The 13969-nt window shown below is 44.7% G+C and carries 7 protein-coding genes; 3 read left to right on the top strand and 4 right to left on the bottom strand.

Going from position 1 to position 13969, the window contains the following annotated elements; all coding sequences use genetic code 11:
* The first annotated feature begins 193 nt into the window (after positions 1 to 193).
* From pks13 to UL82_RS09685, 3 genes are all read left to right on the top strand, one after another.
* Entirely contained in the window at positions 194 to 5038 is a 4845-nt protein-coding gene (gene pks13, locus UL82_RS09695) for a polyketide synthase Pks13 (protein WP_046440704.1), read from the top strand.
* A 29-nt stretch (positions 5039 to 5067) separates the two neighbouring features.
* Positions 5068 to 6621, top strand: coding sequence for an acyl-CoA carboxylase subunit beta (locus UL82_RS09690; RefSeq protein WP_046440702.1), 1554 nt, complete (start codon positions 5068 to 5070; stop codon positions 6619 to 6621).
* A gap of 80 nt (positions 6622 to 6701) precedes the next feature.
* Positions 6702 to 7334: a pyroglutamyl-peptidase I gene (locus tag UL82_RS09685; RefSeq protein ID WP_046440700.1), complete on the top strand. Its 633-nt coding sequence runs from the start codon at positions 6702 to 6704 to the stop codon at positions 7332 to 7334.
* Between the two features lie 21 nt (positions 7335 to 7355).
* Here the strand turns inward: UL82_RS09685 and pepN are convergent, their stop codons facing one another.
* From pepN to UL82_RS09665, 4 genes are read right to left on the bottom strand one after another with little or no spacing between them, the layout of a single operon-like run.
* Complete coding sequence (pepN, locus tag UL82_RS09680) at positions 7356 to 9869, bottom strand: aminopeptidase N (RefSeq protein WP_046440698.1); 2514 nt, start codon at positions 9867 to 9869, stop codon at positions 7356 to 7358.
* A gap of 60 nt (positions 9870 to 9929) precedes the next feature.
* A complete protein-coding gene (locus UL82_RS09675; protein WP_046440696.1) occupies positions 9930 to 10256 on the bottom strand; it encodes a DUF3054 domain-containing protein in 327 nt (108 codons plus the stop codon).
* Between the two features lie 37 nt (positions 10257 to 10293).
* The gene (locus tag UL82_RS09670) at positions 10294 to 11370 is read right to left on the bottom strand and encodes a lysylphosphatidylglycerol synthase transmembrane domain-containing protein (protein ID WP_046440695.1); all 1077 of its coding nucleotides are present in this window, start codon (positions 11368 to 11370) and stop codon (positions 10294 to 10296) included.
* A 6-nt stretch (positions 11371 to 11376) separates the two neighbouring features.
* Positions 11377 to 13968 carry an MMPL family transporter gene (locus tag UL82_RS09665; protein ID WP_046440693.1) on the bottom strand — a complete coding sequence of 864 codons (2592 nt, stop codon included), beginning with the start codon at positions 13966 to 13968 and terminating at the stop codon, positions 11377 to 11379.
* Position 13969 lies beyond the last annotated feature (1 nt).

Genomic DNA, 13969 nt, shown 5'->3' with positions numbered 1-13969 from the left:
AAACTTTGTCTCAGAACAGCGAAATTGTATGCGCGAGTGAAACAAATTAGCTGTGCTCTGCGATATAAAATAGAACAAATTCTATAAATTTTATGAAGACTACCCCGATGGCTGTTGATTACTGGCACGGTGTTTGTATTTTTACGAGCAAGTGAAACAGAATCAATAGTCCAAGATTGAGAGCGCAACCGGAATGGATTCCTCCCAGAACACTACGGATAAGACCATGACTGTCGATGAACTACGTGAGTGGCTACGTACGTGGATCATTCAGACAACGGGTCTTCCAGAAGAGGAGATTGCAGACGATAAACCAATGCAATCTTTCGGTCTTTCTTCCCGAGATGTTGTGCTTCTATCAGGTGAGTTAGAAAACCTTTTAGATACTCAACTTGATGCAACCATTGCATATGAGTACCCAACTATTGCTTCGATGGCGAAGCGTCTTATCGATGGCGAGCCACAGCGATCAACTGAAGCAGTAACCCAATCATTTGTTTCACATAGTTCAGCAATGACACTAGGGACACATGATATTGCCATCGTTGGTATGGCCGCGAAATATCCTGGAGCAGACAACATCGATGAGATGTGGTCAATGTTAGTGGAAAGCAGAGATGGTATAACGCCACTTCCGCTAGGACGCTGGAGTGAATATTCTGCAGATGAAATAACTACACAGCGCATGGCAGCGCTTGATTTTACTGGTGGCTATTTTAAAGATATTTCTTCTTTCGACGCTGAGTTTTTTGGACTTAGCCCACTAGAAACTGTCAATATCGATCCACAGCAGCGCCTTGTTATGGAGCTAACCTGGGAGGCATTAGAACATGCTCATATCCCGGCGAATACGTTACGTGGAAAACCAGTTGGCGTTTTCATGGGACTATCAAATAATGATTATGGCTCTTTAATCACTGGGGATCCCGCAGAATCGCACCCGTATGCTCTTACTGGTAATGCAAGTTCAATTGTGGCTAACCGTATTTCATATGCATTTGATTTTCGTGGACCTTCTGTCGCTGTTGATACAGCGTGTTCATCCTCGATAGTTAGTGTGCACCAGGCAGTGCGAGCATTGCGTGCAGGTGATGCCGATCTTGCAGTAGCTGGTGGCGTTAATATTATGGCAGCACCATTTGTTTCTACTGCTTTTGGTGAGTTAGGGGTTTTTAGTCCTACCGGAAAGATCCATGCATTCTCTGATGACGCGGATGGTTTTGTTCGCTCTGATGGAGCGGGTGTGCTTATCTTAAAACGCGTTGATGATGCTTTGCATGATGGCGATAATATTTTGGCGGTAATCAAAGGTTCAGCGGTAAATTCCGATGGGCATTCTAATGGTCTTACGGCGCCGAACCCTGATGCACAGGTTGACGTTTTACAACGTGCGTATGCTGATGCTGGAGTCGACCCACGCACAGTCGATTACATTGAAGCTCATGGTACAGGCACTATTTTAGGTGATCCCATTGAAGCAACTGCTTTAGGCACGGTACTCGGCGCAGGACGTGAAGCGTATGAACCAATTCTTCTTGGTTCTGCTAAGACGAATTTCGGGCATACAGAATCTGCTGCCGGTGCTGCCGGTTTGATTAAAACTGTGCTGGCAATGCAAAACAATATTCTGCCGGCATCATTAAACTTCACCAGCCCTAACCGTTATGTTGACTTTGATACACAGCGTTTAGAAGTAATTGAAGACCCACGGGAATGGCCAGAATATTCGGGTAAGAAAATTGCTGGTGTGTCAGGTTTTGGTTTCGGCGGAACAAATGCACACATGGTGCTAAGTTCTTTCGACGAAGCTGAGTACGGTGCAGCAACAGCTGTACTGCCACAACTTGCTGATGCTAACGCGGTAGCATTGCCAGTTTCTGGTTTATTGCCCTCGCGTCGTCGAGATGCTGCCGCTGCTTTGGCTGACTTTTTAGAAGGTCGTGTAGATAAAGATCTTGTTCCGATTGCACGTAGCTTAGCTAGACGTAATCATGGTCGTTCTCGTGCAGTTGTTCAGGCAGATACTGTGGTAGATGCTATCAAGCGTTTGCGTCAGGTTTCTGAAGGAAAAGTATCGGTTGGTATTTCTTCAGCAGATGCTCCATCAACTCAAGGGCCGGTTTTTGTATATTCAGGTTTTGGTTCACAACATCGCAAAATGGTGAAAGAACTTGTAAGTACCTCTGAGTTCTTTAGACGACGCTTAGAAGAACTTGATCAGATAGTTGAATTTGAATCTGACTGGTCAATTCTTAATCTGGTGCTTGATGACGAACAAACCTATGGCACTGAGACTGCACAGGTAGCAATTACAGCTATTCAAATTGCACTGACGGATTTGCTAGCCCAATGTGGGGCAAAACCTGCTGCTGTGATGGGCATGTCTATGGGGGAGATTGCGGCTGCATATGCTGCCGGTGGCCTCAGCGATAAAGACGCAATGCTTATTGCTTGCCATCGTTCTCGGCTCATGGGTGAAGGAGAGAATTCTTTAACCGAAGACCAGTTAGGTGCTATGGCCGTAGTCGAATTCTCAGTCACAGATCTTGATGATTTTATTGCTGAGAATCCAGATTTCGCTGGTATCGAGCCAGCAGTTTACGCTGGGCCTGGTATGACCACAGTTGGTGGCCCGCGTGAGGCAGTGGTACGGCTTGTTGAAAAATTAGAAAGCGAAGAAAAATTTGCTCGCTTACTTAATGTGAAAGGCGCTGGGCATACAAGTGCAGTTGAACCTTTATTAGGAGAATTGGCTGCAGAAACCGCTGGTATTGAGCCAAAACCATTGCAGATACCGTTGTTTAGCTCCGTTGATCGTGGCGTCGTTTATCCAATAGGATCAGTAGTGCATGATAGTGACTATTGGTTGCGGTGTACCCGTCAAGCAGTGTGGTTCCAAGATGCTACTGAGCAGGCATTTGCTGCAGGGCACACCATGCTAGTAGAAATCTCACCTAATCCAGTATCGCTGATGGGCATGATGAGTACTGCATTTAGTGTTGGTAAATCAGATGCGCAGTTGTTGTATGCACTCAAGCGTAAAGAATCTGAAACGGCCACAATTCGTGATCTGTTAGCAAAAATGTATGTTTCTGGTGCGGACATTGATTTCATGCAGATATATGGCAGTGGTGAGGTCATTAATGCTCCAGGGATTCAGTGGCGTAAACAGCGTTATTGGACTAACGCTCGTCCTGCTTCTGGACAGGCTCCGTCGTTACCAGGAACAAAGGTTACTTTGCCAGGTGGTAGTACTGCTTTTACCACTCAAGCAGAAGTGGCACCATCATCTGTTGCCCTTATTGAGGCTGCAGTAGAAGCACTTTCTCCCGGTGCATCTTTAGTTGCGATTGAAGAACCGGGGACTTTGCCGCCTTCGGGTGAGGTGACTACAGTTGCACAACGCAATGTGGGTGGTCTTAGTGTTTCTGTTTACTCAGTTATTGGTGATAAAACCATTCTGGTTGCAGAAGGTTTTGCAGCTTCGGCTCAGTTAAATTTATCTGTGCCAGAGAAGACAATAGTGGAAGCGCCTTTAGTAGAAGCACCACTAGATATTGTTGGTGAATCTCTGCAATGGGATCCAGCAAGTGGCGAAACTGTTGAAGCTCGTATGCGTGCGATTGTTTCTGAGGCCATGGGCTACGACGTTGAGGATCTTCCTCGTGAATTGCCATTGATCGATCTTGGTTTGGATTCATTGATGGGAATGCGGATTAAAAATCGTATTGAGCATGACTTCCAGATTCCGCCCTTGCAGGTACAAGCGTTACGTGATGCTTCGGTAGCTGATGTTGTAGTTCTTGTCGAAGAATTAGTCAGCGACCGTAGCAGTAATCCTAAGGCCAATAACAGTGCTATAAGTGAGCAAGATTTGGATGTACGCACTGATAGTGAGCATAAACAGGATGGTCAATTCTTATCGACGAAAGAAAAATCTTCTGAGACACAAGGCGTAGGCGTAGCACCACGGGATGCTTCAGAGCGGCTTGTGTTTGCTACCTGGGCAGGAATTACTGGTGCAGCAGCTGCTGGGGTAACAAGTCAGCTTCCTAATATTGATGAAGTAACTGCCGAGCAGATTGCCCAGCGATTAAGTGAGCGATCGAACGTAGAAATTAGCCTTGCACAGGTTCTTGAGGCTGAGACTTTGGAGCCATTGGCTACTTTGGTGCGTGCAGGTTTAGAAACCGAAGTAGAGGGCAATATTCGTGTTTTACGTGCCCGCCCTGAAGGTTCTACTGCACCTGCCGTTTTTATGTTCCATCCAGCTGGTGGTTCTTCGGTGGTCTATCAGCCGTTGATGCGCCGTTTACCAGCTGAGGTGCCGGTGTATGGCGTTGAACGGCTCGAAGGTGATTTATCTGATCGTGCAAGCCAGTACATTGATGAAATAAAACAGTATTCTGATGGTTTACCAGTGATTTTAGGTGGTTGGAGTTTTGGTGGTGCCTTGGCATATGAGGTCGCCTACCAGCTTCAGGATACCGATGTAGAGGTTGCAACAATCGCATTGTTGGACACAGTGCAACCAAAGAATCCAATTCCAAACACTATGGAAGAGACAAAAAAGCGTTGGCAACGTTATTCTGCTTTCGCAAAGAAGACCTATGGTTTGGATTTGCCGGTTCCATTTGAACTCCTTGAGACCGCAGGCGAAGAAGCGTTATTGACTATGATGAGTGAGTTCTTAGCAAATACCGATGCTTCAGAGCATGGTTTGGCGGCAGGAGTTCTTGAGCACCAGCGCGCATCATTTGTTGATAATCGAATTCTCGATTCACTAGATATGCAACGGTGGGCAGATGTGAAAGTTCCGGTTATCTTATTCCGCGCAGAACGTATGCACGATGGCGCGATTGAATTGGAACCAGCCTATGCAGAAATTGCCGAAGATGGTGGTTGGTCGAGTATCGTTGAAGAGCTGGATATTGTTCATCTTTCCGGTGATCATCTTGCTGTCCCGGATGAGCCGGAAATCGGTAAAGTAGGTATGGCGCTAACTAAGCGAATTAACGAACTACAAGACAAGAAATAGGAAACCAAGTCCAATAAAAGGTGGATCTAGTGAGCTTGAATACCACAGCAGAAAAGCTGGCAGATCTTCGCGCGCGTCTTGAGAAAGCACAAGACCCCGGCAGCGAAAGAGCACGTCAGCGTCGTGATGAGGCAGGTAGAACAACCCCTCGTCAGCGCATTAATAGATTGCTTGATCCAGGTTCTTTTGTTGAGATTGGCGCGCTAGGACGTATGCCTGATAACCCGGATGCACCATATACTGATGGTGTTGTAACTGGTTATGGACGTATCGATGGGCGTCCGGTGGCTATCTATGCACACGATAAAACGGTTTTTGGTGGCTCAGTTGGGTTAACCTTTGGTCGTAAAGTCTGTGAAATTATGGATATGGCTATCAAAATCGGTTGTCCGGTTATTGGTATTCAAGATTCTGGTGGCGCACGTATTCAAGATGCTGTGACATCGTTGGCAATGTATTCAGAGATTGCTCGTCGGCAGTTGCCTTTATCTGGTCGTAGTCCACAGATTTCTATCATGATGGGTAAATCTGCTGGTGGTGCTGTGTATGCTCCGGTAACTACTGACTTTGTGGTGGCTGTTGATGGCGAGGCTGAAATGTATGTCACCGGCCCGGCAGTGATTAAGGAAGTTACTGGTGAGGTTATTACTTCCGCGGAACTCGGTAGTGCGCGTCAACAGGAGCTTAACGGTAACGTATCTTATGTTGCTAGTGATGAGGAAGATGCTTTTAACTGGGTACACGATTTACTTGATCGACTACCATTAACATGCAACGATCCGTTGCCAGTTTTTGCTGCTCCAACAGATGAAGAAGTAGCTCATGCTGCAGAACTGGATACATTTATGCCAGATGATTCTAATGCTGGCTATGACATGCATGATCTGTTAAGCAAAATCTTTGACGACGATGATCTGCAAGAAATTCAGCCTAATTACGCGCCTAATATTATTACCACTTTGGCGCGTATCGACGGCCGCAGTGTTGGTGTTATTGCCAGCCAACCATTGGAATTTGCCGGCTGTATTGATGCAGACGCTGCAGATAAAGCAGCGCGTTTTATTCGTATTTGCGATGCCTACAATATTCCACTGCTTTTTGTCGTAGATACGCCAGGTTATTTACCTGGCGTGGATCAAGAAAAAGTTGGCTTGATTCACCGCGGAGCTAAACTTGCCTTTGCACTTGTTGAAGCCACTGTTCCGAAAATATCGCTGATTGTTCGCAAAGCTTATGGTGGCGCTTATGCGGTTATGGGATCAAAAAACTTAACTGGTGATATTAACTTGGCTTGGCCAACCGCACAGATTGCTGTGATGGGTGCCGCCGCAGCGTCTGTGATGATTCAAGGTAAAGCACTTGAAGCAATTGATGATCCTGAGCAGCGTGCTGCCGCTAAGAAGCTATTTATGGATTTCTATGATCAGAATATGACTAGCCCATATACAGCAGCTGAACAAGGTTATCTCGATGCTGTTATTGAGCCAAACCAAACCCGGATTATTTTGCGACGAGCATTGCGTCAACTAGAAGGAAAACACGAACACGATATAGATAAGAAGCACACTATTTCGCCAATGTAGTCTAAGCAAGTAATACAAAGAAAATAAAAACAGGTGTTATACGTGTATAGATACGTACAGCACCTGCTAATTTTTAGACTATGACGGTTACTGTTTTATTAACAGGATTTGAACCTTTCGCTGGAGCGACTATCAATGAATCGTGGTTGGCAGTACAAGCCGCTAAACAGATTATTGAGTCGCAGCGAGATTCTAAGGTTTATAGTGAGGAACTTCCGGTGGAATTTCATACTGCCGGCAGTATTCTTACTAAACGTGTTGCAGAGCTGAAACCACAGATCGTGGTCGCCTGCGGTCTAGCTAATGGGCGAAAAACCGTCAGCATTGAAAGAGTTGCTATCAATATTCGTGATGCAGCTATTGCTGATAACACTGGAAATCAACCTATCGACGAAGCGATAGTTACCGGTGGCGACGTAGGTTACTTTACGACGCTGCCGATAAAACGATGCATGCAGGTATTAAAAGAACATGATCTTCCGGTAAACATTTCTCAGACTGCGGGAACCTATGTGTGTAATGAGGTCTTTTATACTCTGATGCGTACTATAAACGCACAAAAACATCCAGCTCGTGCTGGGTTTGTACATATACCTGCCCAAAAAGATCTTATTATCAGCGAATGCGCCACAGCGCTTGCACTGATTGTAATAACTACGCTTGACTCGCTTAACAGTGAAGATGCTTGCTTAGCGGGTGGCGCCATTTACTGATAATAAGTAATGCTTGTAGGTCTAGTGATTAGCCACTTGAACCATAACAGCTCGGCGAACAGTATCTTGGCATTCGAGTAAAATCCGTCGCAAAGCAGTGGGAAGCTCTTGAGCAAGGAGCACATCGGTTTCTGCAATAGATTGCTGAACCTGTGGATATAAACCACGAATAAGTTTATTAGCGATCTCGATAGGGTGTTGGCTCCATATAGTAGGAATCATGGTGAAGAAACGAGAAAATAGTGGTGCGCGTAGCTCATCATGGCCGGGGGAATTATAGGCGGCAATAAGCGCATCTAATTCTGCATTAGACCATGAGTTAGGCCTAATTATCTCATTAAAAATGGTTTCTTTTAGTTCTGCTCGTGGGAAACTATGTTGCGCCCGTAAGAAAGATACCTGGCCACTGAGTGTGTTATCGTGACGCAATTCTTGTTCAAGTTCAATATCGGTTATATCATCGCGGGCAGCAAGCGCTGCCAAAATAGACCACCGGATATCTGGTGATAAGTCTAATCCTTCGATTTCTGCGCGAAGAATAGCACGTAACTCAAGTGAACCTGGTGTTGGTTTAGCAGCAAGCGCACTGATAGCAGATCGTGCGAGGACAAGTTGAGCATCAGAACCTGGTAACGCATCTTTAAGCTGTGACCAGAGTTTTTCCGAGAATCGTTCTTGTTCCTGAACACGTGTTTTTTCGCTTGTGAACATTTGTGATGCATAGTCTGCATGGTTGAGTATGCGTGCAGAAATACTTGGATTTGTTTCTTTTCCGCAATGCTTAAGCACTGCAGTGATGAAATCAGAAACAGATAATTGTCCATCACGGGTCAGATTCCACAGTGCAGTCCAGATAACAGCTCTAGAAAGTCCGTCATCGATTTTACTGAGATGCTCAAGTGCAGTCGATAGTGAGTGTTGATCGAAAGCAATTTTGGCGTAGGTATGATCACCATCGTTAAGCAAAACAAGATCTGGGGCATCAAGACCAATAGCATCAGCGACAGAAGTCATACTATCTTCTACAAATACGTCAAGAAGATGAGTACGGGTTAGTTGTGAATCGTTGAGCTTATACAATCCGATATCAATTCGATGTGGGCGTTGCATTGCTTCGGAAGTTAGGTGCACCTTTAGCGAGGCAATCTTTCCGTCAACGATTTCTAGTTGTGGGGTTAATTTATCAATTCCGGTGCTCAGCAACCATTTATTACTCCATATATCAAGGTTGCGATCAGTATGATTTTTTAGCACTGCGAGTAAGTCGGTAAAAGTTGCAGAAGAAAAAGGGTAAGTAGCAAAGTATTCTTTTGCTGCGTCGTAGAATTGTTCTCTACCAACAAAATGGACTAATTGTTTTAGCACAGAAGCACCTTTGGCATAGGTGATGCCATCAAAGTTTTGACGTGCTGCATCGACATCATTAATGGTTGCCTTAATTGGGTGTGTGCTAGGAAGTTGGTCTTGTTCGTACGCCCAATTTTTACGATTGCCAGCGAAATCAACCCAGGCATTAGTAAAACGAGTTGCTTCTACTGAAGCATCGGCTCCCATAAACTCAGCGAAAGATTCTTTTAACCACAGGTCATCCCACCATTGAGGTGTTACCAAATCACCAAACCACATATGGCTCATCTCATGCAAAATAGTATTTGCACGTGCTGCGTGTTGGGCATCGGTTGCTTGAGATCGAAAAACGTAAGTCTCAGTAAAAGTAACGAGGCCTGGGTTTTCCATGGCACCAATATTATATTCTGGTACAAAAATAGAATCGTATTTACCCCAAGGATAGGCAAAGCCAAAGGCAGCATCGAAATAGCTGAGACCTTGTTGAGTAATCTCAAGTATTTTATCATCAAGATATTCAAACATGGATTGTCTGGTCCAGGCGCCTAGCTCGATGCGCTGACCTTGTGGTGATACCCAGCTACTTGTTTTTGCCTTATAGCAGCCTGCTGCAAAACAGGTGAGATAAGTAGATAGCGGAGGCGTTTCAGCAAAATGATATGTGGTGGTATCTGCATGGGTAGTAGAGGAGACAACTGGTTGGTTACTTAGTGCTATCCATTCTGAGGGAACAGTCATTGAAACTTGGATATGAGCTTTAAGATCTGGTTGATCGAAACATGGGTAAATCCGACGAGCATCACTAGGTTCTAGGTGGCTGTAGAGATATGTTTCATTATCTGCACTATCGACGAAACGATGTAGCCCTTGGCCAGTCCGGCTATAAAAACTTGTACTGTGGATTTTTATTTCAAATTTTGTATTTGTCGGTAGCGTCGTGAGTTTTATCCGTGAGCCATCGAAGACTATTTCTTGTTCTTGACCATTGATACTAATGAAATCAACTTGTTCGCCCAGGTAATCGAGGAAAGTTGTGTCGGTTGTACTGTCTAATGTGATGGTAGTAGTAACTGGAAAAGTTACTGCGGTACGAGCTTTACTGAGATCTAAATTAATGTGATAGCGATTGATGTTGAGAGTAGCGCTACGGTGTGTAGCATCGCTGAATTTTAAACTTTTTTCAGTCATGGGTGTTAACTTAGTCTTCGGTTCAGCGATATGGCATTTGTAACTGGAAAGAAGTGGGTGTTATTGCGCACGTCGATGTACTAGAAGAGCAACACCACGCCAACCTAGAAGTAAAAATCCTGACATAGTGGTAGCAACAATAATAAAAGACCAATGGGGAAATGCACTATGTCGGATACCCCAAATAATGAGACCAGTAATAGCGGTGCACAACCAAATGAGAACACCGTTTTTGCCACGGTTGCTTATAAGCCATCCAAGAAGCGTGCCAAGTGCGAATGGCCAAAACGTATTGAATATTGCGGTTATATCAACTCCACCATGAGCAGCTCGGGCAAGAAAAGCGAAGAAAAATATGGCAATTAAATCCATACCAAGTATTTTCATATTCATTCCTTTTGAGTAGAGCTAATCTTTAGCAGTTTTAAGACGAGGAAGCGGATGCTGTTGTATCTGTTGTTGCTTCGGTATTAACAATGACACGAACACCACCACGAGTAACTGTATAAAAATATATTGCCCAGCCTAGTGCTGTGATGAGAGCAAAAGAGATAATCCGGTAAATAAAAACAGCACCGAATGCATTTGTAGCAGTCATACCTACGGCGACCAGACTAGCTGTCATAGCAGCTTCAACAGGGCCAAGACCTGCTGGAGTAACGTTTGCCGTGCCCACAATTTTTGCAGTGACAAATGCTAATGTTATGCCCAAAATACTAGGTATTTCATGGGTTCTTTCTAATCCCGGAGCAACTCCAGTGATCGCCCAGATGCATAACCAAACGGAGATAATATCAAAAAGCCAGTTCAATAAGGAAAGTAGTGAAATAATGCGAAACTTGCTGGCTGGAAGTGTTACCTTTCCTATTTGTTGCAGGTGGGTGTGCAGAGTTTTTTCTGCAGCGGCGGTATCCCGACGAAAAAATTTACTAACAGTGCGTACCACTGGTGATAAATATTTTTCTAATTTAGTGGGGTTTTTTGATGCCCAGAGCAATAGAAGAGCTAGTCCAATAAGAATAATAGCTGAGCCTAAAAGCGGTAGAATTGAAAATTTTGCGCCTAGAAAAATAATTGCAATAAGGCCGAGTGCAATAAGCCAGACAGTAGATATGCTTCCCGAGACAACAATAAACCAGGAAGAGATAACGGCATTAACACCCCAGGTACGTAATGTATGAAATTGGTACACCGTAGAGATTGCGGCACCGCCAGGAAAAGTAGTTGACCAAGCATTTGCAATAAAGGTTAGCTTCATCGTTTTTTTAAGCGATATTGGTGAACCACCTGCCAACAGTAGTAGACGCATTACTTCCGCCATACATACTAAAGAGGCAATGATTGATAGAAAAGCAACCAAAAGCAGCCATGGGTTTGCCTGCGTAACTTGCTGGTAGCCATCACTTAGGAAGGGCATTTTATCTCGCAACAGAAAAGCTGCTACGACAATGACTACCAGTGGGCTAAGGAAACGAACCCATTTGTTTTGCAAAAATTTCATCAATGTCTAAGTATTGTTCTCTCGTTTCTGCATTTGCTTGAGCAACTCGCTAAATGGGATGAGTTCATTATCTTGACTAGCAACGCGTCCACCACGAGTGGCCTGATTTGGAACAATCGGTTGGGCAGTAAAAATACTATTTTCGTCGCTGTGTGTTTCGGTAACGGGTTCTTCTGATGAGGAGGTTTCTTTAGAAATTGTAGGTTGAACAGCAGATGCTGCTGATGGCTTAGTATCTGCTGGCGGATTATCATCGCCGAAGACTACCTCATCGGAAAGGAAAATATCATCATCCGGTTCAGATATCGTTGATCGAGTTTCCATTGCTGCAGCGCGTGTCAGCTGAGTGGTAGTAGTTCGCTCTTTATACGTACTAGGCAGCGGTAACGATACTTCGGTTGTATCTTCCATGGATGGAGTCAGAACCGGTTGCGTATTGTGTGCTGGAAGAAATTCTGCTGATTGATGTGTCTGATGTAGTTGCACATTATTATGGCCAAGCTTATCGGCAGCTACTTTTACACAACGCGGTGCCCACCAGTTATCTTCTTTGAGAAGATGCATTACAGCGGGAACAAGCAGCATACGAATAATGGTGGCGTCGAAAAGCAAAGCGAAAATCATGCCAAAAGCAATGTATTTCATCATGACGATTTCCGAGAAACCGAAGGCTCCGCACACTACGATCATAATGAGCGCAGCAGCTGTAATAATGCCACCGGTATGAGCAGTACCATATTTAATTGCTTCATCGGTACTTTCGTCATTTTCTCGTGCCTCAACCATTCGTGATACCAGAAAGACTTCATAGTCAGTGCTTAAACCGTAAACGATGGACATAATGAGTACGAGAACGGGGCTCATAAGCGGGCCTGCCGTGAAATTAAAGATATTGGTTCCAACACCATCAACGAACATCAGCGTTAACAGACCAAGGGTTGCCCCCATACCTAATACGGTCATAATGATTGCTTTTGCCGGTAGGATCAACGAGCCAAATACCAGTGCCATGAGGACAAAAGTGGCAACGATAATATAAGTTGCCATCCAAGGGAGCTTTTCAAATAGAGCTTCGATGGATTCAACTTCCATAGCCGGTGTGCCACCAATATAAACGCTCACCCCATTGGGAACATCTAAGGTACGTAGTTGTTCAACAACGGAAGCATTATTTTCCCGGTTTTCAATGCCAGCAGAAAGTACTGTTGTACCATCGACAGTGGCAGAACTTGCCGAGAAGCGACCAGTTAATCCGGTAACTTGGTTTGCTTGTTGAAAAATATCTACTAACTGTTCGTTGCTGGCATTAGTGATTACCAGTTTGATGGGGTCAGTGCGGAATTCTGGGAATTCTTGATCGAATTTTTGTTGGGCAACACGCACATCATTTGTTGGTGGCAAGTAGGTTTCGTTGATGCCACCGAATTTTACGCCGACCAATGGTACCGATAGTGCAATAAGCAAGATAATAAGTCCACTGGTGACTAATATCGACCGCTTCATTGCCCATTGTGGCAGTCGGTACCACCAGGTGTCTTCTAAGCGTCGTGCTGTGCGTGAGCCGCGTCGAATAGACCATAAATCAATTCGATGGCCTAGAAGGCCGAAAAGGGAAGGTAACACTGTAATAGATAACAGTGCGGCAAGCCCGACTGCACTAATTGCTCCATAAGCAACAGATTTTAGGAAGGCTTGTGGGAAGATGAGTAAACCAGAAAGTGCTACTGCAACCATAGCTGCAGAAAAGACTACGGTTTTACCTGCAGTTACTGTAGTAATTCTGACCGCATCAGGTACATTGTGCCCGTTATCTAGTTCCTCGCGGAAACGCGAAACCATAAAAAGACCGTAGTCGATGGCAAGACCAAGACCTAAAAGCGTGACGACGGATTGTGCAAACACATTGACTTGGGTAAAACCAGCTAATAATGAGAGCATTCCGAGTGAACCCAAAATGGATAAGCCACCGACAATGAGCGGCATACCTGTGGCAACAACTGATCCAAAAACAAGAAGTAATAGTAGTGCGACTGCAGGAAGGGCATAGATTTCTGCGCGTTGAATATCACGAGCCATGCCGGCATCTAAAGCATCTGCAACAGCAGTAGCACCTGCTACTTGTACATTGATGCCTTCAAATTGTGGTGAAAGGTCTTCTTGAATGATGCGAAAATCTTTTAGTGTTTGTTCATCGTCACCATGAAGAGCAACGGCAGCAAATGCTGTTGTTCCATCATCAGATTTGAGTCGCGGATTGCGATTATCAAAATAGCTGGTGATGGATTCAATTTGTTGAGGATGATCTTCTTTTAATGTGGTGAGATAATTTTTAATGGCCTCCGATTGTCCACTGTCATCAATATCTGTGGTGGCGCTGAAAAGAAGAATGATATCACCAGAGTTATCGCGTCCAAAAGTCTTCTTTTCAATGGCAGCTGCCATGGTAGAAGAAGAATGAGGATCATCCCATCCTTCCTGGCTCATACGATCTGCTAGCTGCACACCTAAGATGCCGTAGAGCGCAAGAATTGTTGCGATGATAATAGTTGGTACGATTTTTCGGTGCCGGTAGGCAAAGTCGCCCCAAATGGAAAACATG

The sequence above is a fragment of the Corynebacterium kutscheri genome, assembly GCF_000980835.1.
GTDB classification, from domain to species: domain Bacteria; phylum Actinomycetota; class Actinomycetes; order Mycobacteriales; family Mycobacteriaceae; genus Corynebacterium; species Corynebacterium kutscheri.
Note: the sequence above shows the minus strand (reverse complement) of the source record. Positions and strands in the feature narration are given on the sequence as shown.